The sequence below is a fragment of the Vibrio sp. 10N.261.55.C5 genome (genome assembly GCF_041470505.1).
Classification (GTDB): domain Bacteria; phylum Pseudomonadota; class Gammaproteobacteria; order Enterobacterales; family Vibrionaceae; genus Vibrio; species Vibrio crassostreae_C.
The window spans coordinates 1-22,197 of sequence record NZ_JBFRMS010000023.1 but is presented as its reverse complement, the minus strand read 5'-3'; the positions used below and the strand labels follow the sequence as shown (position 1 = coordinate 22,197).

27 protein-coding genes are annotated in these 22,197 nt (G+C 42.8%); 12 read left to right on the top strand and 15 right to left on the bottom strand.

The features are described 5' to 3' along the window. Positions 1 to 5: 5 nt before the first annotated feature. The 4 genes from AB4263_RS10430 to AB4263_RS10415 all read left to right on the top strand — a co-directional run bounded on the left by AB4263_RS10430 (position 6) and on the right by AB4263_RS10415 (position 3,603). Positions 6 to 632, top strand: coding sequence for a hypothetical protein (locus AB4263_RS10430; RefSeq protein WP_086715022.1), 627 nt, complete (start codon positions 6 to 8; stop codon positions 630 to 632). After that, positions 622 to 1,305 carry a DUF4400 domain-containing protein gene (locus AB4263_RS10425; protein ID WP_081230206.1) on the top strand — a complete coding sequence of 228 codons (684 nt, stop codon included), beginning with the start codon at positions 622 to 624 and terminating at the stop codon, positions 1,303 to 1,305. Before AB4263_RS10430 ends, AB4263_RS10425 begins: the two co-directional genes overlap by 11 nt. A gap of 394 nt (positions 1,306 to 1,699) precedes the next feature. Then, entirely contained in the window at positions 1,700 to 2,293 is a 594-nt protein-coding gene (locus tag AB4263_RS10420) for a S49 family peptidase (RefSeq protein ID WP_170964549.1), read from the top strand. Between the two features lie 632 nt (positions 2,294 to 2,925). Beyond that, positions 2,926 to 3,603, top strand: coding sequence for a hypothetical protein (locus AB4263_RS10415; RefSeq protein WP_154723884.1), 678 nt, complete (start codon positions 2,926 to 2,928; stop codon positions 3,601 to 3,603). Positions 3,604 to 3,667: 64 nt separating this feature from the next. Here AB4263_RS10415 and AB4263_RS10410 read toward each other — a convergent pair whose 3' ends face one another. After that, positions 3,668 to 4,177, bottom strand: coding sequence for a hypothetical protein (locus AB4263_RS10410; protein WP_136987118.1), 510 nt, complete (start codon positions 4,175 to 4,177; stop codon positions 3,668 to 3,670). A 65-nt stretch (positions 4,178 to 4,242) separates the two neighbouring features. After that, positions 4,243 to 4,731 (bottom strand): DUF4262 domain-containing protein, encoded by a 489-nt coding sequence (locus AB4263_RS10405; protein ID WP_162299039.1) that lies wholly within the window; start codon positions 4,729 to 4,731, stop codon positions 4,243 to 4,245. A gap of 768 nt (positions 4,732 to 5,499) precedes the next feature. Between AB4263_RS10405 and AB4263_RS10400 the strand changes: the two genes are divergently transcribed. Next, positions 5,500 to 5,802, top strand: a complete 303-nt coding sequence (locus AB4263_RS10400; protein ID WP_102305682.1) for a hypothetical protein — start codon at positions 5,500 to 5,502, stop codon at positions 5,800 to 5,802. A gap of 92 nt (positions 5,803 to 5,894) precedes the next feature. On the opposite strand, the gene AB4263_RS10395 is transcribed toward AB4263_RS10400, so the two are convergent. From AB4263_RS10395 to AB4263_RS10380, 4 genes are all read right to left on the bottom strand, one after another. Then, on the bottom strand, positions 5,895 to 6,554 hold the full coding sequence (locus tag AB4263_RS10395) for a hypothetical protein (RefSeq protein ID WP_231903955.1): 660 nt from the start codon (positions 6,552 to 6,554) through the stop codon (positions 5,895 to 5,897). Further along, positions 6,551 to 7,036 (bottom strand): hypothetical protein, encoded by a 486-nt coding sequence (locus AB4263_RS10390; protein WP_136987137.1) that lies wholly within the window; start codon positions 7,034 to 7,036, stop codon positions 6,551 to 6,553. The genes AB4263_RS10395 and AB4263_RS10390 overlap by 4 nt, the downstream gene beginning before the upstream one ends. Positions 7,037 to 7,050: 14 nt before the next feature. Next, a complete protein-coding gene (locus AB4263_RS10385; RefSeq protein WP_136987138.1) occupies positions 7,051 to 7,266 on the bottom strand; it encodes a hypothetical protein in 216 nt (71 codons plus the stop codon). An 82-nt stretch (positions 7,267 to 7,348) separates the two neighbouring features. Then, positions 7,349 to 7,717 (bottom strand): hypothetical protein, encoded by a 369-nt coding sequence (locus AB4263_RS10380; protein ID WP_372050543.1) that lies wholly within the window; start codon positions 7,715 to 7,717, stop codon positions 7,349 to 7,351. Positions 7,718 to 8,022: 305 nt separating this feature from the next. Between AB4263_RS10380 and AB4263_RS10375 the strand changes: the two genes are divergently transcribed. From AB4263_RS10375 to AB4263_RS10355, 5 genes are all read left to right on the top strand, one after another. Continuing rightward, positions 8,023 to 8,367 carry a DUF3085 domain-containing protein gene (locus AB4263_RS10375; RefSeq protein WP_136987140.1) on the top strand — a complete coding sequence of 115 codons (345 nt, stop codon included), beginning with the start codon at positions 8,023 to 8,025 and terminating at the stop codon, positions 8,365 to 8,367. 425 nt (positions 8,368 to 8,792) lie between these two features. Further along, on the top strand, positions 8,793 to 10,619 hold the full coding sequence (locus AB4263_RS10370; protein ID WP_372050542.1) for a DNA cytosine methyltransferase: 1,827 nt from the start codon (positions 8,793 to 8,795) through the stop codon (positions 10,617 to 10,619). Between the two features lie 98 nt (positions 10,620 to 10,717). Next, positions 10,718 to 11,047: a hypothetical protein gene (locus AB4263_RS10365; protein ID WP_372050541.1), complete on the top strand. Its 330-nt coding sequence runs from the start codon at positions 10,718 to 10,720 to the stop codon at positions 11,045 to 11,047. An 84-nt stretch (positions 11,048 to 11,131) separates the two neighbouring features. Then, positions 11,132 to 11,527: a hypothetical protein gene (locus AB4263_RS10360; protein WP_154723879.1), complete on the top strand. Its 396-nt coding sequence runs from the start codon at positions 11,132 to 11,134 to the stop codon at positions 11,525 to 11,527. 16 nt (positions 11,528 to 11,543) lie between these two features. Continuing rightward, positions 11,544 to 11,759 carry a hypothetical protein gene (locus AB4263_RS10355; protein WP_372050540.1) on the top strand — a complete coding sequence of 72 codons (216 nt, stop codon included), beginning with the start codon at positions 11,544 to 11,546 and terminating at the stop codon, positions 11,757 to 11,759. A 367-nt stretch (positions 11,760 to 12,126) separates the two neighbouring features. Here AB4263_RS10355 and AB4263_RS10350 read toward each other — a convergent pair whose 3' ends face one another. The 4 genes from AB4263_RS10350 to AB4263_RS10335 form a co-directional block, all read right to left on the bottom strand. Then, a complete protein-coding gene (locus AB4263_RS10350; RefSeq protein ID WP_372042082.1) occupies positions 12,127 to 12,588 on the bottom strand; it encodes a hypothetical protein in 462 nt (153 codons plus the stop codon). Position 12,589: 1 nt separating this feature from the next. Beyond that, positions 12,590 to 12,832 carry a hypothetical protein gene (locus tag AB4263_RS10345; protein WP_102305692.1) on the bottom strand — a complete coding sequence of 81 codons (243 nt, stop codon included), beginning with the start codon at positions 12,830 to 12,832 and terminating at the stop codon, positions 12,590 to 12,592. 212 nt (positions 12,833 to 13,044) lie between these two features. After that, complete coding sequence (locus tag AB4263_RS10340) at positions 13,045 to 13,299, bottom strand: hypothetical protein (protein ID WP_102305693.1); 255 nt, start codon at positions 13,297 to 13,299, stop codon at positions 13,045 to 13,047. 61 nt (positions 13,300 to 13,360) lie between these two features. After that, on the bottom strand, positions 13,361 to 13,567 hold the full coding sequence (locus AB4263_RS10335; RefSeq protein ID WP_081230226.1) for a hypothetical protein: 207 nt from the start codon (positions 13,565 to 13,567) through the stop codon (positions 13,361 to 13,363). Between the two features lie 184 nt (positions 13,568 to 13,751). Here AB4263_RS10335 and AB4263_RS10330 point away from each other — a divergent pair, with 184 nt between their 5' ends. Then, a complete protein-coding gene (locus tag AB4263_RS10330) occupies positions 13,752 to 14,096 on the top strand; it encodes a hypothetical protein (protein ID WP_372050539.1) in 345 nt (114 codons plus the stop codon). 277 nt (positions 14,097 to 14,373) lie between these two features. Then, positions 14,374 to 14,826: a hypothetical protein gene (locus AB4263_RS10325; RefSeq protein WP_372050538.1), complete on the top strand. Its 453-nt coding sequence runs from the start codon at positions 14,374 to 14,376 to the stop codon at positions 14,824 to 14,826. Between the two features lie 388 nt (positions 14,827 to 15,214). On the opposite strand, the gene AB4263_RS10320 is transcribed toward AB4263_RS10325, so the two are convergent. The 5 genes from AB4263_RS10320 to AB4263_RS10300 all read right to left on the bottom strand — a co-directional run bounded on the left by AB4263_RS10320 (position 15,215) and on the right by AB4263_RS10300 (position 21,413). Then, the gene (locus AB4263_RS10320) at positions 15,215 to 15,865 is read right to left on the bottom strand and encodes an HNH endonuclease (RefSeq protein WP_372050537.1); all 651 of its coding nucleotides are present in this window, start codon (positions 15,863 to 15,865) and stop codon (positions 15,215 to 15,217) included. After that, entirely contained in the window at positions 15,858 to 17,255 is a 1,398-nt protein-coding gene (locus AB4263_RS10315; protein ID WP_372050536.1) for an AAA family ATPase, read from the bottom strand. Before AB4263_RS10315 ends, AB4263_RS10320 begins: the two co-directional genes overlap by 8 nt. Before the next feature lie 265 nt (positions 17,256 to 17,520). Next, positions 17,521 to 18,939, bottom strand: a complete 1,419-nt coding sequence (locus AB4263_RS10310) for a UvrD-helicase domain-containing protein (protein ID WP_372050535.1) — start codon at positions 18,937 to 18,939, stop codon at positions 17,521 to 17,523. Continuing rightward, the gene (locus AB4263_RS10305; protein ID WP_372050534.1) at positions 18,939 to 20,648 is read right to left on the bottom strand and encodes an ATP-dependent endonuclease; all 1,710 of its coding nucleotides are present in this window, start codon (positions 20,646 to 20,648) and stop codon (positions 18,939 to 18,941) included. Before AB4263_RS10305 ends, AB4263_RS10310 begins: the two co-directional genes overlap by 1 nt. 384 nt (positions 20,649 to 21,032) lie before the next feature. After that, complete coding sequence (locus tag AB4263_RS10300; RefSeq protein ID WP_372050532.1) at positions 21,033 to 21,413, bottom strand: hypothetical protein; 381 nt, start codon at positions 21,411 to 21,413, stop codon at positions 21,033 to 21,035. Between the last annotated feature and the right edge of the window lie 784 nt (positions 21,414 to 22,197).

Below are 22,197 nucleotides of genomic sequence, written 5' to 3'. Positions count from 1 at the left end.
ATATTATGAAAGTATCGACCAAATTCAAAAAAATTACTGCCAGCGTTTATCTGAATCGAACGATCGATAAAGAGTTGAGCGAGCGATTGAATTATCAAGCGTTTATTTGGCCGTCTCTTGGTGAGGTTCAAATGCGAGTAGTGAGGTTATTCGGTGACGTTGTGCCAGCTTCTTTCAATGAAGGAGAAGAAGAACTCTTACTTGACGTGGTATTGCGAGAGATGGCCGATACATGGGATGAGCATTATGAAACACACGGCAAGGAAGTCGCCTTCAAGCACATCTTTTTGAAAGTGTTTGACCGAACCTCAGAACTGTTCAAAGTCATGGTCACATCAGAAGACACAAAGGCAGGCTGCGACCTAATCTGGGACCCGATTCGCTGTTCATTTTCAGACTTTGCTACGTCCAGCCGCGTATGTTGCATGGAAGTCATTGACAGAAAACTAACCTCAGAGAGCGAGAAACATTGTCGCCAACTGAGCCTGTTACTGCTCCCTCAACTCTTCGGTCGTCCTGAACTCAATACAATGGGTATCGCACCCTACGCCTTCGAAGATCCTCGCTCGGTGAATTTGTTAGACCTGTTACTCAAACCTGAAAAGATATTGGAGGCTGCTCATGGCGCATGATACCCAATCTTTTATCGACGAAGGTAACAAAGCCCTACTCGGTGATGGTGTCTCGATACTAAACCCGTGGGTAAGACTGGGGTTTATGATCTGGTTCTTTTCTTTGTTGTATTGCTGGTTTGGTATGTCAGCGGAGCAATTTAGAGCCGACGTCATCGATGAGGTGTCCATTGTTCAGTCGACAATGACCGAAGAGCAATCAGAAATAGTGTTCGACCGTGTAAACGGTCAATACCAGACGACGATGGTCGATACGGGCATCTCCAATGTCATTGATAGATTTTATATCAAACCTGAAAAAACAAATGGGTCCGGGGTCTTTATTGCAGGCATATCAGAGCGGCTGGTGGATAACACAAAGATGTGGTGGTATCGCAGCATACTTCGACTGAACGTACTCATGGAATGGCTTCTTTTAGGCGGGGTGCTTATCTTCGCGTTCATGAGTGATTCTTACTACGAATATCGTAAGCGAATCTACGCCTTTACACAGCACAACGTGAAAATAGCGGCAATGGCCTTTCGCATGATATTCATCATTCTCTTTTCACTATGGGTCTTCCTTGTTGTCCCCATCATTGATGGCGGATTCTGGCGATATTTACCCCTATTTTTCATTGGTTTATGCATCCTATTAACCACCACGATCATGCGTGAATTCCAACGCTTTTAAACAGACATAGGTAATCAATAACATGCGGATATTTAAAAAGAAGAATCAAGAACCAAAGTCATTGAGAGAAAACCTCAAAGAGTTTACGCAGCGATACCGGTCTATTCACAACCTAAATCGGATTAAGGTTGGTTTCATTGTTTTTGGTGTGTTGTTCGCGGTCGGTCAAACCATATACCGAAGTCACTATTTCAACATGCCGGTTCCGCACATAGCGCTCATACAACTGGAGGGAGCCGTAGAGAGAGGCAGTCCGACAGCTGATGGAACTATCCTGTCAGAAAGCATAAGAAAAGCCATGAAAGATCCATTGGCTCATGCCATTTTGATTGAAGCGAACTCACCAGGTGGCAGCCCAGTGCAGGCCGAGATATTACATAGGACTTTAATGTCCATGAGAGAAACTACCAATAAGCCGGTCTATTTTTCGATAGGTGAAATGTGTGCGTCGGCTTGTTTATACATCAGCTCTTCCGCTGACAAGGTGTATGCACATAGAAATTCATTGATTGGCAGTGTCGGGGTACGAATGGATACATGGGGGTTCGACAAACTCATTGAACAAGTTCAAGTTCAAAGACGAACGTACACGGCGGGTAGAAACAAAGCGCTTTTGGACCCATTTTTACCTGAAAACCCAGAAGCAACAAAGCACATTGAGACGCATGTCCTCCAGCCGCTGTTCGAAGAATTTAAAGATGCCTTGATTGAAGGTAGAGGCGAGAAATTGATGACGGATAACCCGGACATCTTTACCGGTTACATCTGGACCGGGGCTGAAGCTGTCGATATAGGCTTTGCAGACGAAGTGAAAACGCATTTCGAGATCCGTGAAGGACTAAGAGATGAATACAAAGTCACGGACATACAGAACTACACCAAAGCTAAATTCAGCATGATGAAGATTCTGAGCTCGGACTTTTGGGCAGAAGTTCTGGTTAAAACCGCCATCAAGCTGCGTGCAGATACCGAGCTGGAATTGAAATAGACGTCATGCAGGTTAAGAGCTGGCACTTGTCAGGGAAAGTGACATCAGGATTGCTTCTGTGATGTCACTCTCCCTGAATATCAAGTGAAATGGATGACATGATTGCGAAGAGCGTGCTTTCAATGTCGTTCAAAGACAATATTCACGCAGGTGGTGGAGTGATGGCAAAGGAGCCTACCCCTGTATGCGATAACATAAAATGTTATTGTTGAGTAATATTTGAGCAGGGTAACTGAAGTATCTTCATATACTGGATGCGTTTCAGTTCGTGGAGTACCAACAAGCACGTAATCGAAGGGTGTGATGTATGTTGTGTTTCTTTTATTCGCAATGGCAAATGCTACAAAGATTGATCTTGTGCCAATAAATGTGACCGGATTCAAAACAACGAATGATTTGAGTCAATGAAATCATCAACTTGGCTAGAGCAATTGCTTAAGCCATTGATATCTCTATAAACAAAAGCACTCACTCGTTAGATAGCTGCAAGCCCTTTAATTACACGGGATTATGCATATAATCCGGTAAGACGTTTATTAAAGATGCCTATTTGCCAATAGCAGATCCCTTAATTACTATATTCAAAACTATTAGAAAATTATCACTCCAATCTTATTGCAGTTAGGTGGCTTATGAGTAACAAAAAACAGGGACGTGACAACAAAGCAAGCACTGATGAACTCAATTTGACGCATCTGCTTCCTACACCTAACGGTAATGATGTTCGCGACGAAGTAAATGCGATTTTCCACAAAATGTCATGTTCTGAGCATGAAACCAATAAATTTGACGCTGAATGCTGCAAGAAGGTAGCGGATAAATTGACGCACCTCTATGCGTCAAGAGGGATCATTAGCGGTGACTTAACTGAGCATCATAAGCAAATCGTGGATTTTTCTCCTGAAGTGGAGCTGCAGCGCTATTTAGAAGGCCAAGCAGAAGATGAGCTTTTATGTAGCGCTCAGTGCCAATCATCAAACCACCAGCCGAATGCCTCACCGCCTGAGTACCCAATTGACACACTCAATGATCGGATTCTTGCGATTGTTGCAGAAGGTAAATACCTAGAAAGTCGCATGAAAGAACTCGGCGCAAAGGGTGGTGGTATTAGTACGATGAAGCGTTCGATTAAATACAAGTTACCCGATTGGGTTCTTAAGCATTGTGATGTGATTAGCGAGATCCACTTCAAGGCACTCCATAGACTGGATTACAATGTCAGTCGACAAGAGACAGAATCTTTCTTGGAAGCGTGTTCGCAGTTAAGAGCAGGGTTCTTTTGCGTAGACGATAACCGAGATGAGCAATAACCATGATCTGATGAGACTGTTCATCGTCAGCGCATGTAAATACCCATCCCCTATCTTCGTTAATCTAAGAGCGCGTTAACTCACTCAGGTCGTATTCAAAGTTCAGAGCCGAGTGGTGTAGGACACTGGCCGTTGTCTCTGCGCGAAGACTGGCCACAAATAAAGTTACGTTGTGTGCAACTTCTGCTTTATTCTCGACATTATAAGACCGTGATGTTCTCTTCCGCTTCGACGTCCTTACTCCAAATTCATCAGATGTAAACTCAGTCCAAGATACGTCGAATACTGGGTATGGCTTTCCTCTACTGACTCGTTGTGTTTCTCTCACTGACACTTGGCACCCATACTTAAGCTTCTTTACCCATCGTGGGTACGCGAGAATTAATGCAGCTCGCATGTCTCCATAAATATACGCGAGTTGCGCTTTAACGTATGTTTCTGCACTGGCTTTAGGGGATTGATAACGAGAGGTAGAGAAATACTCACTGTCAGTGGCCTTTTCAGACCAAACAGTCGGGATCTGAATAAAGTAAGATCCCGCCCGTTTACTGCATGGAAATACATAGCTATTCATGGGTTGAAATTGTCCATCCTTGGTCAAATAACAGTCGTAATATGGAGAAATGGATGTTCTTCTATCTAGTTGTATAAGTTTTCGATCTGTTGCACATCAAAGAAGATGCTTTGATACTTTTTCCATTTTGAGTCGACGTGCTCTTGCCACGGAAAGCGGCCATTTGGGTCGGGTAAAACCAGTTGAAACATCGGAATTTGCTTGTCGGTCATGTCCAGCGTGGTTTCAGCAACGGTGAACGTACCATCATGCATATGCTCTTGAGATACTTTAACCAATGCAACCGGCACATTGAATACCTCTTCAACATAAGTGATAGGTTCATCTAACTCAATCACGCGTTCTTTGATGTGTTGAGCAAAATGGTTTCCGAAGAAGTGCATTTGTTCTGGACTTAAGCCGGTAATGGCGATCTCGAATGCGTTATCTGTACTGACCGACACGCCAACGGAGTACACATACTCTTCACCCTTTGGGCTTGCCGTCATAATGAACGTTGCCTCACCGTCTTTTAATGATGCTACAACTGAATCCATAACATTTAAACGTTCCATAATCATCTCTCTCATTGTGGGGATGGGAGTATTATGTAAGTCCGTTTCTTCGTATCCCCCCGATAGTTGAATCGTCCGATAGTTCAAAAGGGTTCAGTGGGTAAACGGGGGGTAAAATAGAAACCCGTTCAAGTCAAAAAGCAATGAAACATGACTCATTAGATTTCACCGTTGCACAATTTACTTGAATGAAGATTCCAAATGAAAATGTAATAAAGTCTCCATTATGAGAATCAATCCAAAACATACCAAATTTTGTTGAAGAATTCAGGGGATCTTGGTAAACAGATATTAATGCAATTGAGTGCATCATCATTTGCCACTTAGCAAGGCGTTAATAATTGATAGAATGGTTTTGTTTCGAGTTAACGGAAACTTTAATGGTTTAGTATATTGTTACCTTTATTCAAAATTTTATACTAAGTCTTAAAATTCTTTCCGTTAATTGACATATTGTACCACACTCATCTGCATACTGTTTTACATGGACGGACACTGTACGACAGTAGCAACAAGTCCAAAAACTAAAAAATGCTATAATTTGATAACAAAAATACTAATAAGAGCACTCACATTTTTATAGCGAATGTGGTTGTTTTAAAGCCTTGTTTTACCGAAGGTTTTAAGAAAAGAAAAAACTAACTACGTCAAACGTTGCAAACAGTAGATATATCAAAAGTAAAGGAGTGTACGTCTACGCATTTCCTAAACATTTATAGCCATTCGAAAGTTTGGTTTAACTAAAGATAAGAATACTAAGTTAATATTATGCAACTACATCATACGCACGAGTTAAACACCACATCGAATCCATTTGAAACATTTGATGAAAACATCATTATGTTTTTGGAACATTATCAGATCCTCGATTTCAGTTTTGAGTCGTTGAAATCCTTTTTGAAAGCAGAGTATTGTGCGGCAAAGAAAACCGCTTCTTTAAACTTAACGTATCAAGAATGGGCGTCAAAGAACGACGAATATGTGTCGACCGTTTCTTCTTACTTCATTTATAAAAATTGGTTAATGAAATACGCGCCAACGGAATCTAACCAATTGGTCACGCTGCATTGACTGAACGCGTAAAAGCCCAAACATCTCACCGATATTTGGGCTTTTTCTTTGCCTGTCCCTACCCGATTTCATGTCATATACATGGTTTCTTTCTAACCCTCCGGTGATTCCATATTAAAACAGACCTTTCTTTGTTTTCTTGAAATGACATCGATCTGCTGAATGACGACGCTGGCCGGAAGCGCAGGTTTTCCCCCTACATACTCAAGATGCTGTAACTTCAAAAGCAATTGAATTAAAAATGCCTTGCATAACAGTTCAGATATCTCTTCGACACACACCGTTAAGTGGTCCAAAGGGCTCGATTTATCGAGGTGATCAAAGTATTCATTTTCGATGAACGACAGGGTGACAGCCCCAGAACCCACACAAGGTTCATATAACGATATTGCCCCACTATCTTCATTCATACCTGCGCGATTCAAGCCAGCTAAGAGCTTTGCCAGCGCGATTGGTGTTGGGAAAAAATCGTTGGTGTGCGCCAAGCTGGAGTATTTGGATAACAAGTCCCCAAGAACATCCGTCTCGCCTTCTTCTATGGCCAACTTGCATATCAAGTGCGTCATCAGCTGACAATCCTTCTGGATATCAGGGACGGACAACTGTTCAATAACCGTCTCGCTCGGTGGGTACATCTCGGTATGTAAGAAACACCAATAGTCGATGAACATATCGAGAAATGAATGGGTCCCAAATTGATACCGCATACTTTCAATGACATTATTCAATTGGTTCTTCAGATCCTTACTCATGCGGTTCTCTCCCAATATTTCATCGTATTTGGGTCAACGCACAGCGCCATGTCTAGCCACTCTCCAAGCGCATCATCGCAATAAAAACGAAAACTGAATGCACAAGACTGCTGCTCTAAGTTGCCACGAATGTCGGTAAACCCTTCACTCGACACCGACACCTTGAGGTGTCTGGAATCTTCAGAGAAACTAAGTTGGTACTTATCCATATACGCTAACAGTGCAAACGGATCATCGAACTGGCCATGTATCGCGAAGAACCTCCCTTGTGTCTCGACTAACTGTTGAGTCATTCGCTTCACAGCTTCAAGGTTATCGATAGGGATGACACGACCGTTGTCCAACGACACGTTGTGATTGATGACAAACCGAGGTGGCTTGCCATCGATGCTCATGTAAATTGCACGACTTCGGTAGCTCTGTTTCGACAATGAGGTACGCAAGACCCCATGACTAATGCTGCTAAACAAAATAATGCTCATAAATCACCTCGGCTTTATTCGGGCTCATACCCGTATTCGTCGAGACACAGACCACCAGCGTCATTGAGCCTCACTGAAACACCTTGAATGCCAGTGTTGTAAACAATGGATTCCTCTGTACTCCCGTTCGCCAGTGACTGGTCGATGAATTCCTTAAGCTCACCGAGCGTTAATAGATCTTGGGTCTGTGGAGTCGCGTCGATATCTTGCATTTGAATTGTGTCTGTCATGGTCATCACCTTAGTGTTGGTTGTGATACTGGATGTGGAATGAAACGAATTGGCAGTGAACAAGCGGTTAAACGTCCCGCAGTTACCAATCGAAAGTCTCAAACAAAGGGATTTGATTGGCGTCTCGGTCGAATTCAATTAAGCCGATGTGGTTGAACGTTGCCCAAGCCATGATTTGATTAAATGTGTCACTCATACCATCCATCGTATTGAGGGTTAGACCTTCACTGCTCATTGAGTCATCGGGGTCAGCGGCTTGCAGCTTAATAAAGTAGCCATACTCTCGCTCTAGAACGTGTGTGTGGGTGTTACTGTGTTGTTGAACCAAAACGCTCAAGCGTTCGGAGTCATCTTTCGTAAGATGGCTAGTCGATAATGCCAGTGAGAGATAGAGTTCCATGCTGCTTGTTTCAGCGAACTTTTGGATATCGGTTTGGATAGAGTTAATCATCGTCAATCTCCAAGTGATGTGGGTACATAAGGTATGGCCCATCATAGGGAGAGCTGAATGCCACTCCCCCCGAACTGGCTGGCAGGGCAATCATGACAATGGATAGTGAATGAAACGGGGGAGAGATAATTAACGAAGTTGATTTAATGGCAATACGAATGAATAAGGCTATTTATGGTGCCAACTGTTTCCCCACATAATTTCTGCTCGGTTCATTTCTCCCCCCGTTTCCGCCTGGTGCTGATTTGCTCCCCCCAATTTGCTCGCGTAGTTTGATAGGACATCCACAAAAAAAGGAACTCATTATGGGAATCGCAATCTTTACTCGTCAGCAAGTGGAAGAACTTGTCCAATTCTGTAAGAAGCACAATAAAACCCAGTTTTTCCTTGCCAAAGACCAAGGCTTGTACATTGGTCAAACCGTTGGCAGTCAAAAAAACAATGACTTTGAGAACAACATTCAATATGCCAACGGGTGTGATCCTAAGTTGGATGATGATGAGTGGTGGGATAATTCAAGGGACATCGCAGGTGGCGACGATTTTGGCGAACACCTCCCTTTAGGCACGATTGAGAAGACCTTAGCTGACAACTCTTGGAAGAATCTTAAAGTGAAAATCACTGAAACCGAACTGACGTTCATCGTCTAGTAAAGAGTGGCAGTGTTGAAGTATTTTGACATACGGCGTTGTGAGCACAGCGATTGATTTATTTATAGTGGGGTCGCACTACCCGCACATGCGTTCCCACTATAAATATCGCTTTTTCACGATCGATTAGAACTCAGGGCTGCGTTCAGGATTTGCAATGTGACCCCTACCTCTTGCCTCCCGCAAAACCGCCTACGGCCATAGCCAGTTGACAGTACGGCTTTAAGAATGAGTACACCACACTGAGTAGTGCAGATACTGAACTATGACCCTCACCTCCCCCCTAAAATCGCACAAGCCATTATCCAATCCCCAGCGAACAAAGAAATGGGGGGATAGCTCACTATGGCGAGCTAAATTATTCATTCAGCAGCTGACTGTGCTCAATATCAGCCGAATAATAATGTCCAACTAGGAGGTCAACCATGGGAACCCTAATGAACAACAACCAGATAACAAAAAGTATGGGTAAAGCCTTTGGGTTATTAAAGGGAGAAGTGGTACTTGATTCATTTGCGGGAGGCGGAGGTGCCAGTACCGGTATCGAACAAGCGTTAGAGTGCTCAGTCGACATCGCGATTAATCACAATTTGGACGCGATCAACATGCACAAAATGAACCATCCCAACGCGCAGCATTACTGTGAAAACATCTGGGATGTTGACCCTGAAGAAGCCTTACTTCGCAGTGGAGGTGATTCTATCGGATTGGCTTGGTGGTCACCCGATTGCACCCATTTCTCGATTGCGAAAGGAGGTACGCCCGTCAAGCAAGCAATACGTGGGTTAGCTTGGGTTGTCATCAAGTGGGCGCTACGGGTCCCAATTCGCGCTAACTTTCTTGAGAACGTTAAAGAATTCAGCACTTGGGGTCCCTTATTACAAGATGAGCACGGCGACTGGCGACCAGATCCTGATCGTAAGGGAGAGACATTCAGAGATTTCACCAAAGCGCTGACGGTAGGGTTATCCCCTCGTGACCCGTCGTGGAAAGAATGCGTACTTGCTTGTGGGATTCAATACGACATTAAGCAGAAGCTCAAACTGTTCAAAGGGCTCCAGTACGATGTTGATTTCCGTGAACTAGTGGCAAGTGACTACGGCGTACCAACGATTAGAAAGCGTTTGTTTATGGTCATGAGAAATGACGGACAACCGATTGAATGGCCAGAAGTCAGTCACGGTGATCCAGCAATCAATAATCAATTAGCCCCACAAAAGGTTGCTGCCGACGTGATTGATTGGACTATCCCTGTAAAATCCATATTCAATCGTAAAAAGCCATTGGTAGAGAAAACCATGGCTCGTATCGCCAAGGGGTTACAAGAATTCGTTTTTGATTCTGATGCGCCTTATATCGTCGAGCACAAAAACCAACGACCATTCATTACCGAACACGCCAATGCGAGCAGTCAACGCAATATGCCAATCGATGAGCCGTTAAGAACCATTTGCGCTCAGGTGAAAGGGGGGCATTTTGCTGTTGTGTCAGCAGATTTAGAGCAAGCATTCCCCAATGAGCAAAATAATGACTCGCCATCGGTCAAGGACAACAACCAAGAGTTGTTAGCGTTCATGGCCAAACATTTTTCAGGATGTTCTGGTGCCGATATCAATGATCCGTTAGCGACGATCACAGGCGTCGACCACAACGCATTAGTGACAGCGAACGTCGAAAAATCGATTATTCCCACCTATGAAGAATGGATTCAATCTACTGAAAGATGGGGAGGGACACGCGCTGAATATGAACGCCTGTTTGGTCAAGACGTGGACACAGTTACTACCAGTCACGTTATTAAGATGAGAGGCACCAATCTTGGGCATACAGTGAGTGAACCGGCTCATACAGTGAGCGCTGGTGGCAATCACTTAGGGATCGTCAACAGCTTTCTCATTAAGTATTTTGGTTCTAATTTCGGCACTGACATCACTACGCCAGTTCACACGTTAACCACCAAAGAGCGCTTTGGGCTCGTTGTCGTGCGGGGCGAAGTGATGGTTAAGATGCACGGTGCTATCTATCGAGTGATCGATATCGGTATGAGAATGCTAGAGCCCCATGAACTCTTCTTGGCTCAAGGCTTTCCAAAAGACTATCAATTTCAATTTGACCAAAATGGAAAGAAAATCAGCAAAGCCAAACAGGTCGCACGCTGTGGTAATTCTGTTTGTCCTCCCGTGGCAAAAGCATTGGTTTCGGCCAATATCAAGCACATACCGATGAACTACGCTTTACCAATAGCCGCTTAATACCGTCGTCTCCAGTACCCATGAACTAGCGGCCTAGTTGGTCGCTAGTCACCGAAAGCCAAAACAATGTAACACCATCACGGACATACGGAGTTCACATGGCAACACAGCTTCAATGCGAAATCAAAATCTCGACAAGCTTAATGGCCGTTTCAGTGGTATCTGTCCACTACGATAACAATCAATTTCTCGGACTCATCGATCAAGACGGAGATATTTTGGGTATGCCATTCAACAGCCGACCTTACAAGCCAGTCAATCCATACAGTGAATCACATAGCAAACCACGTATCGGTGAGCCCTACATCGGTTACGCCGCCAAGCAACGTTACGATGGCACCTACGATATCCTATCCGAGCCCAAACCCGTTTCAAGATCCTGGGAGGACATCGAGGATGCACAAGTCACCGAACTTTACTGCAAATAAAGGCAGGAATCTCTGCGGCTAATTGAAATTTCACCGAGCCCTTCTTGTTATAAATGGATATCGTCAGAAATTGGAGACATCACAATGCTAAAGAAAATTACGAGCTTTACCCTAAAATCAGTGCTCGCGTTCTCTGTAACGATAATCCTCGTATCATTCGGTCAATTAGGTCAACTCATGGCGAGTAAAACCCACCTTGAAATGTCAGTCATTGAAAATTGGATCACCTCTCACCCAGCTGATATCGTGCTGGTGGCCGAGTATCGAGAGAATTGCTTAAATCATGGCAAACAGGTTACCAGAGATAACCTCGAACAATCCTTAGCAGCGGCCAAACTAGAAGATTTCCTTGTCACCAAAGAGCGCTGTGCGAAATCGATGGGTTTAGAAGAGCTGCATAACAACATTGAAGTCGCCGTCCAACAAATCGAGTCGTATGCTTGGCCATTGTCATTGCTGGACGACTCACTAACGAACTAGCGATAAGGAACTTGCCATGTTACATACACAAACAAGCCCAACTGCGGCACAACTAAAACATATCATTGCAAAAGCCGAACAAGACAAAGCGTATCGATTAAAAACGGCAGCGTTTAAAGAGTGGCAGCACAAACTCCACCCAAATGACCAACTCCCCCGAGGTGCCTTCTTTAAGAACAAACGTGCGGGAAAGCCCATCGTTATCATGGACGAATTTCATTGGTACTTTTAAAGACCAGCACATCCATTCCCGTATGACCCAACAGCCGCTCTCAGTACCACAAACCAAACACAGAACGCTTAAACCTAAGCCACATTGGGAACACGAGCGCGAATACTATTCAGATGATAGAGGAAAGGTATGACAACTTCACTTGAAGCAATGCAAAGAAACGGTGTTGTCATGGAAAGACAGTGAGGGAACGTAATCAAGCGGAAATAGCAGGTCAAAATATGCACAGTTTATGCAATTGGATATCTTACACACCGAATTGGTTAAAAAATACACGGGGGTTATACCCCCAAATCCTCTGAATGACAATCAAATGAATGGATATAGTTGCATAATAATTCACTCTAAAAAGCCCTGTCACCAACAATCAACCTAGAAAATATTGTCGATACGCCGTCGAGCGTCGGAACCACATCATCTCTACGCCAACAAAGCGACTCAGTTCACCATAAGCCTGTTTCATTTCACTCATCAAATCTGATGTTATTTCAAAGAGTTTGTAATAGATAACTTCATACTTTCGCTCGTTAAGTTTAGCCAATACTTGATAGGTAGGGTCTACATAGTCGCCATCAGCCAGTTTGAGCCAGCAGTGTTCTATCGGTAGCCAAGTGCCGCCACAATTCACCATCGCAACCCCGTAAACCACACAGTCTGCATTCAGTAAATTCAAAGCCAGAGCGCTGTTGTCATAGCAAAACGACGGAATTGTTACTTGCTCTATGACGGCCAATTTGTCATCAGGAAGGTCAGTCACCGTGACCCCCTCCATGTGGTCAGGATTAACGCAGATCATTTTCGCCATTTCTGGACTCGCTTGAATACTCATACTATGCCCACCACGGTTTGTTGCAGGCCCAAACAATGGTTGCTCCCGCTTCATATTTGCATTGCTCTGCAAAGTCATGAGCCTCTTCTGAATGACCAAAGCTTTCATCGGTATCAATACCGAACACATCTGCCGCATGACCGTTCAGTCTTACGCCGAAGCCTGTGAACTGATTGGCTTTATCAAGGACTTCATAAATCGTTGCTGTGTTTTCTTCTGTATTCGTTGCTGTATTAATTGACATGATATGAACCTGTTATTGGTTGAGGACAGGTTCATTATGCGTAATGAAATATGCCTTCCCCCCAGAACGAGACGATGGCCAGCAATTTAGGGTTTCAGAGGCATTTACGGGGGGAGTTGGGGGGAGTGAGCGTTGTTAGCATGCCGAGTTTAGAGAGCGCAGTGCCATCTCACACAGACAGTATCACCTCAGTGACAATCAATGACATCAATCTAACAGGTCATGATCTTGTAATGCCCCATTGTCCCTCTTAGAAATTCTTTTGATACCCTCTTAATGTGCTCGATATCCGAGTCGTTGAGTTCCGGGTAGTAGTTGACAACCAAGGCACGCACCGCCGCATCACGACTGACATGGATACCCAAATCTCTTTCAATGACATTCACAAACTCAGGTTTACCTGAACCGCGAATACCTTGATCACGCTTCCGGCACGTCTTGAAGATAGCCCACTCTTTCTTGCTCATCGTAAAGCCCTTATATTCTGGATGCGCTCTGTATTAACGCGACGCGACCTTGACCACCAAATCAATGAATGGGGGTTAACGTCATACTGAAATCAGGTGCCACCCATTGCTTGAAGTCACCGGAATGAACAACAAGTTGAAGCTTATAGCCAGTACAATTGAGCTCTTTTTTAGCAAGCCTCACTAGAGCTAGACCTGTTTTGTCCGTTTTAAATTCAACGGTCTTTGATGTGAATGCCGAGTGCAGTTCCGCTTTAAATGTTTGCATTAAATATCTCGCTCTGTTCGTTAGATATCTCCAGTATCCACCCCCTTACTTCCCTCGCCCCCCATTTGGGGTTTGGAGTGATATATGCCCTACACACATTGATCGAAAGGGGGGAAAAATAGTGTGCAGCCATAGAATAAAAGTTCAGGTACATAAACCGTCATTCAAAAACAGGGAGAAGAGCATGAGCCAAACCATTACCGTGTATTCATCGAACTACCATCACGGAAGCAAGTCTGATGGCGTATCGAGCAAAGATCTGGAACCGTACATCTCCAACAATTACGCCGACGCTTTGGGTTACATATTCGATTACGTGAAACAGCGCATCATCCATTCTTGCCCGGACCTCTTTGTTGAAGAGCAGCTTGAACGTCCGTCGATGAACTGCGATGAGCTAAAAGTAATGCTCGACGAAGCGAGCCAAGATCAGCAGGAGAACTATTGTGATTGGTATTTTGAAATGGAGAATGAAAGCCTGACCACGGCTTCGTATTGCATCAAAGAGCATTCTATTTCGTTGTCGTGATGACGGATGGGGGCGTCCACCAGCAAATACGTATTGAGCCAATGTCCGTCTTAGACGGTGAGCCCCCCTTTCTGAATGTAGATCTTTTATACACATCAAAGTGACTGCATTCGGTAATTAATATTCCTAATTTGGGTCACTAATTGCTAATAGTAATTGTCCGGTAATGTATAAAAGATTGGCAACGATAAGATATAGCTTTGTACTTGTAAAAAATTCTCTTCTCGTTGCATTGTTGCTTTTTGAACATCGAAAAAAGTCTATTAGGATTTACTCTATGAAGAACCAATTTGTTAACAAAAAACTCGCTGTAAACCTATACCTTCCAGCTCTACTAGCCATCATCGTCTTTTTTTCTTTCTTAGGAGGTATCAAGTGGATGGGTAAAGGACTGTCTGATATCAGTGACAAATACATTGAACAAGTTGACACCTTGATTAATCAAAGCAGTAAATCGAACACAGACGAACGATTGTACGCTCAAAAATTTTCACCAGCGTTAGATTCCTTCGAACGAAAAATATATACGATAGAAACAAAAAAAGGGGTATATCATACTATCTACAACAGTGAATTGATCGTACCTCTTGGGGCAAAGGTCTTCGTCATGCACCCAATCACAAAGGACACTGAACTTTATACCCACCTGAATCTGGACAGATTTGCGGCCATTTGTATCGAAGATATGGATGATATCGAGTGTTATCGAGGTAAGATTCAGGAGCTCTGAATGGCTATCTAATCTCTCAAGTGCTCCCCGTTTCGTGCGAAAATAAACTCTATTACGTAGCCGTGATGCATGCTGGTGGAAGAAATAAAGTGAGTCTTGGCCAACAGAGAGAGTTTAAGACTCACAGCCTGCCATCGAATCAACGCTCGACATCCACTCCAGGTATGAGCCACCAGCCCTGAGCGCCTTCACCTAAATGTCGGTGGACAACTAAGATCGAAACTCAGACAATAAAGTTCGCAACTTTAACATTAAAGATTGAAACTTTTAGGGGTAAGCACTACTCCTGCTGAAACAGATTTTTGGACAGAACCTTGTTAGGGGAACTGCTCAGTTAACCATCAATTGATGAATAGAAGTCCGTCAACATTGTTAATCTATAGCGCCTTTAATCATCAAGTAGCTCACGCATACGTTCCTTAATTAAATCTACTAGGTGACTGGCGCCTTTCGATTTCGCATCGCGAAGATCTTCAGCTAAAACCATCATTTCATCAGGCTCAAGATAGCCAAAGTCGATAGAACGTTGATTCAATTTACACAACCCAATAGTGAAGTGCCCTTTTTTAGTTTTGTCCACATACCAACGGTCACGAAAAATATCGATATGCTCTGCATAATCATCGAAGTGAGGATGGACTAACAAGAAAGCCCCTGACGAAGATGGATACCTTTTCCGCTCTCCGTTGCTAAGTGGCTTTATGGTATCACGATTCCATTTGATGGAATTACAATCTGCACAAGCAACGCATAAATTTTTAGGATAAAACATATACTTCTTATACATTTCTTTTGGCGCAATGTGCTCGACATGGCAATTTGAAGCAGATTGAACACTGACGTCTTTTCTACAATAAGCACATTTTGCCTTCTGCTCGATTCTGTAATGCTTACGAATATGTGATCTTAAAGCTTGTAATGATTCTTTTTGCTCTTCCTTGGTCCAATCATGGTGGGAGAAGTTTTCATCCCCAACTATTTCCTGGATTAGTTGTTTCTGTTCCTTGGAAAATACTACCTCTTTTTCAATGTCAGCCATATTTACGATAAACCTCATTGAGCATTTCTACCAACTCTACAACGGGGTCATCCTCGTGTAGCATAGATAATTGATCGTTAAGCATTTTTAGTTTTTCTAGATCTTGATTATCGAATTTTTTTTCTGACTTTACCTTTGAGAATACATAAATAGCTGTTTTTATTAGATACTCATTGCTATGGCCAGGGTTGTGAAAGAGAGTGGCAAGATGATAGTCGGATGAACGTAAGCTATGCTTTGAAGCACTTGTAAGTACTTGTTCAGTCATGTCCAATATTTCACAATTTTTAACCGCAATATCTGAAACTATAAGCGGTGAATGAGTTGCAATTATGAAGTGGCACCCAGAATATTCACTAAGGGACTCATTTAAAATTTCAACAAATCTTTGCTGCCAAGAAGGGTGTAAACTAATTTCTGGCTCATCTATTAATATTAAAGAATTATCATCAATAGATGAAATGATGCCTAGAAACAACAAGAACAGACATTGTTCGCCAGAACTTCTAGAAGCTAGAGGTCGTAGTTTTGCACTCTCTGATAACCCTGGTTCGAGAAAACATTGCCCGTTAACTGTTTCAATGTTGGCAACACTTACTAGCCCAGACATGAGCAAATCTGCAAGTTCTCTTGAATTGTATGGGATGGGCTTTTCTTTACATACAGAATCGAGAAGAACACCAGAGTCACTGAAATAAAGCAAAACCTCTGGTTTATCAATGATAAATTCCATTAGAAGAATCAACTCACTGATATCCTCTATCTCATAATATTCATTTGCTTTTCGCAACGCTATTTGAGTTTCAGGAGCAACATCAGGATCACCACTTTTTGCTTTATTCAGTTCATCGAAGGAAAATATAGGTTCTAAGCTAATCTTCAGAACATCATCAAATCCAAAACTTAAAAGAAATTTGCGGAGGGATTGTATTTTACGAGCATCATAAGTATCCCTCGCTAATAACTGGTTCAAAGCCGTTGATGCTATGCGAGTAGAAGGTAGTCGGTCAGGAGCAAATGGCTTTGAACCAATGTAGGCATAGTATCCACCTTGTACAAAGTCATTCTTTAACTTCCAGTTTTCGGCAAATTTTTCAAACTGGCTAGTTGATGCACATATAAGTTTTTGAGGAATTTGATGCTCAAAAGCTTTTTCGATCGCGCCCCATTTTAAGTCCTGTTTAAAGTAATCTCGACGTATGACGCGAATATCAGCAGACTTTGAACTCAACAATTCACCAAATAGCATTTGGTAGTAGTTGCAGATATCAAGTAACAACTGGGTTTTTCCGCAACCGTTGTCTCCAATAACTATTGTGAAAGCATTCTCCGCCGAGCTTTCACCTTTAAATAGAGAAGTATCGCCGATTATTCGAGCTCTAAACGCCATCAATCTACCTTTGGTAATACACTGGATTTAATGAGCGATTCTATCATATTAAGACAAATCAGATGGTTACTAATGCATTTTTTGATGAACTCAGTTGATGAAAGGGCTGTATGACGACGATTACCAGAGTTGTCTGGGGCATTTCTGATTTGGAAATGGCAGGATCGCCTATACGCTCACTGCCATGTTAGTTTGATACTTTAATGCTCGGTGAATGAGCTCTATCACTCTCTCGCAGGTGACAACACTACATTTTGCGTAGCAATTAGCTTATTTGATTATTTCGAGAGAAAACGGTGACAGTTTTTGCTCCACGAGAAAGTGCAACGTACAGGTGTTTATTGTCCATTCCTCTTTCATTAGCATCGAGAATTAAGCAATGATCGGCTTCCAGTCCTTTAAGTAGCAATGTTGAGCCAATTGCTCGTTTAGGGATTCGGGTATCACCTTTTTGTCTTATTTGCTCCCTTATAATCATTGCAGACTCTGACATAGCTTTATCCGGTGAACTAACCGACAATGATACTGAGTCTTTCAATGCAGTATATGCGCTTCTACGGTATATCCTGGTGCCATTTTTACTCTCAACTTCTTGGAGAGCCGTCAAAATGTCAGAGCGTTCATTGCTACTGGCAACGTTAGATAGAGCATGTTCAAAGGTGGTTGGTGGTTGCCTGTTTCTTCCACCAAGAATACTTTTAACACGGGTTAGTGTTCGTGCCATTTCAACATTAGTAGCCATTGTACTCGCTGTAGTAAGAATACTTTCCACCAGATTTATACCGTTTAAACGATCAAACTCGCTAGCTGCAGTAATAACCTGAGCTAATTGGACTTGCTCAACGACTTGAGTCGTACGACTACTTTGCGCGTATCTATGTCGAGACCTTTCGTTCATTGAACTACCAATGACAAGAAAAGAATCAGTCTGATTTTGATTGATTATCCTTTGTTGAGCATTGTGCTGATTAATAAGGTCAGTCTGAGCGTTACCTGTTAGTGGACGCCACAGCACGTGGTTCGGGCAGTCAGTAAGATCTAAGCTTTCTCTTCGTAGTAGTGTTTCTCTGGCATCAAGTATCCATTCACCAAGGTCAGGCGCTCCTGCATTGTTCCAACGCCATGGTGTACCTAAGGTACCAAGCAATGGGAACCTTTGCTGCACTTCTTGCTGCCAGTCAGGCATTGGGCCTGCAAAACTGAATATGCATTGCATCGGGTCACCAAAAACCACCGTTGGCAGCACTTGTGAAAGGGAGGCGATGATATTATGTTGGTTGTTGTCACAATCTTGGTATTCATCGACTAGCAGTCTTGAATATGAAGCCTTTATGATTTCGTGAAGTCCCCCTGAATTAAGAGAACTAAGCACCGATCGCCTGAGTTCCGGATAAAACTGTCGAGGATTATCGGGGGATGCGCTTATTGGGCAAGATGTCGGAAAACTATTAGCTATTCGAAGCGCCCAACCATCAATAGTTGTCACTACATAATAAGAAGTAGGAACTGATAGTCGGCGTAAGCGCTTCTTAAGAGCGGATACACCAGCAGTTGTATGTGTTAGAACCAATATTGGTTTTTGCGCCCGAATCGACAAAGCTTCCGTAATCAGGTGTGTCTTACCACAACCTGCAGGCGCAACAATTGAACCTAAATCGCTATCGAGCACAGCTTCAATATTCATTAATTATTCGCCCAGCTAAACAGATTATGTACAGGTGTAGTTAACTCTTCGGTGAAAGAACCGTAATTAGGGCCAATAATATATCTACCAACATTTTCTGCGGGTTCTATATCTTTAAACCAGCTCTTTTTATTGGCAGCTCTTGCGAGGGTTGCTCGTTGGTCATCTGTAAATCGGCTAAGGCAATCTTCTAGAGTTATCGACTGATTTGAATAGGCTTGAATATGAGCGTTTATTGAGTCGGCTCCCTTCCTTTCGGCGGCCATATTCAATAGTTCTGGGATAACGCCCGCTGGACAAGCAGTAAAGATAACATCCTCTGTTGCTCTATTATGATCCCATTCAAATACAGAAATACCAGCTGCTATAGCATTTTCTCTGTGCTCTCGATGCTGTTCAGCTTTATCTGAATCCTTAAAAATTGCTGTAGGGTAACCTAGTGACGAAAAAACTTGCGCCCTTGCAAACATGGAATCACCACCGCCGTCCGCGCAATGGACGCCTTTGGATGTAATCGTCTGACCGAAATGAAGGTCTATTCCTCTTACTATTCCAATTTCCGTTTTTCCTTCACATACGATAACACTTTTGCTGAAGAAAGATTCGGCGCAAGCGCGTAACGTTGCTTGTTGTAGACCTTCTCCGTTTAGACTGTATATCGTATGTTGAATACGTTCAGGGTCAAAAGCTTCCTGAGCCGGTGTAGGTCTGCGCATTACGTGAAGTTGTTGAGCCTGCAATTCACGAAGTACGTAAGGCGAGTGAGTTGTGATGAATACTTGCTGCGTTGGCTCAGCATCTTTAGAGCCTAACTCGTTAAGTAAACGAGTAATTCGATATGGCTCTAATCCGTATTCAGCTTCATCAACAATGATTACTTTAGAGTTACTGGCCGCTTTCTGCAGGCCGCTAATTAGAAGTCTGGACGAACCTGTTCCTAATTGTCTAAGAGGAGTATTATCACTGTTGTGAAGACTTATAGCACCATTAGATAAGGAGATTCCATTTACATCTAATAATGCTTTCAGTTCGCCAACAGGAACACCTAAGCCATTGGATATATTCTGGACTTGTTGCAAAACGCCAGCAACCCCTTCAACTTGCTGTTGTGCGAAGGCTTCACGAGTTTGCCTTCCTAACTGCGCAAGAGTGCTTGATACATCCAATGTCTCTTCAGAAAGCTTGTTAAGGATTGAACGGCTTCCCCAGGCAAGGTTCTGGTGCGCAGTTGTTCCTAAGCGAGCAGGAGATAAAAGCTCTCTATGTTTCCATGGTAATCTACGTTCTAATCCATCCGCTTCAGCCCTTTCCGAATACAGTCGCCAATCTGGGTCTAAGTCAGAATCTACAGTTAATTTTATGGTTAGAACAGGTTCAGTACCTTGCTGAGGCTCATCAAGGATTTCTTGAGTAGTAGCATTGTACCCCCTTAAGAAGAATCCATAGCTTTCGATATTCTTCAGATCATCATGCAGGTCACCTAGGGTGATTGTTATCGATAGTGGAGACTGGATATTAAGTTGGTAAAAATCAGCATCGTTGAATGTATAAGAACGTCGAGCACCGAGCGTAAGATCGATAGCATCTAACAATGTAGATTTACCTGAATCACCGGGGCCAATTAGGCAATTTAATCCTGGCTTTGGGTGCCATGATAATTTCTTGATTGTTCGAAAGTTTTGTATTTCTATATGGCGTATAACTGACATGAGTAATTCTCTAAGTATCAAACTGACGCTAGTATACGCCTGACATATGCTAGAGAATAAGATCACCAGCACTGATTTGATATTTTTATGATACTACGCACTTAAAGCTGGCGTCTCAATAAATGAGGATTGATTGCGGTGCAACAAAAACTGAGTAGAAGTGCAGCAGCCACGATTAGTCCATTTCCACCCTGGTTGAGGATAGGTGAAGCTCGTACTAGCTATGGAATGGGGTAACTGCTTGTTACCCAAATTAATTTTATGGCTGCTAGCGCTTCGTCCAGCACATTTTGGGGCAAAGAAGTGTGACGCTCATTAGCCATAACAGGTCACGAGAACAACTTCTTGTACTTACCTTAATCACATTGGTTTAGGTCATGAACTCTATGTTTGATTTAACCTGTTCAAAACTTTAATGCCTTCTTGAGTCAACATGTACCAAACAAATTGCCCATCTCCTACATAGTCTCCACCCTGACGTAAAAATGCGACATTGATTAGTTTTTTGCATGTAAGTGAAGCTATTTCGTCAGAAACATAAATGTTTGAGTCGTGCTTGAAGGGAGTCTGAACATAAGACCTTTTACTTAAACCACACACGAACAAAATCATATATGGATATCCATCATCAACTTTCGCTAATAACAGAACATCACGTTCTTTATCAGACAGTTTTATAGGCAACCAATCCCTAACAATTGGGATTGCAGCGATAACAGCTGCAACCATTGCTATGATTGTCACTATATCAATAATGCTCAGCATACATATAACCTATTAATTTTTTACCCACACAAGCGTGTGCTGTCAGTATCTCTACAACTCGGAAAAATTGAAAGTGTATGTTCTCGTCAAAGGAATTTACTCATGTCTATCTATGAGAGTCAGTACTAGCTTACAAAGGGGCAGATCCGAGTCAGCCGAGCAGTCAGCACGGCTCTGGACAGAAAAGAGTTTCAGGAATTCTAATATTAGTTATTCATGAAACTCTTTATAAGGCAAATTTGCCAATTAATATACCTTCGTACAGTGCATACTTTGCCTGATTACATTAAAACAGGCTTTATATGCATTATCGAAAATGACCGAGTGCTGAGTCACTCTGGAAGACTGGAAAGAGGTTAAAATACACATGATGGTTTGGAGCTTCCAACTGGATAGATGGTTAGCACCTGTCTCTTGATCAGAAATTAGCCTAAAAACCCATCAATCCAGTCGTTTCCTTGCTCAGATAATATCCACTAAGCATATCCTGCAGTTTGTCCCTGCAAGCCACATGGTTCCCCCAGCTGGCAATGCCTGTCCGTTTAGAGTCGTAGAAGCTGTCAGTGGATAATATAGCTTGATCATAAATGCCCCTGAAACGGGTCATATACAACACTCAGAGTGATAAAGTTTGATCATAAATTGCGCTAAAATATTAGCGCTGAAATTTGTTCACTACTTTCCATGGAACAAGCTCGATTGGCCATTTAATAGTCTATACACTGATCACCTTCTTGCCTGTATCCACTATTACAAACCCATTTACGACCTGTGTAGTCAATTT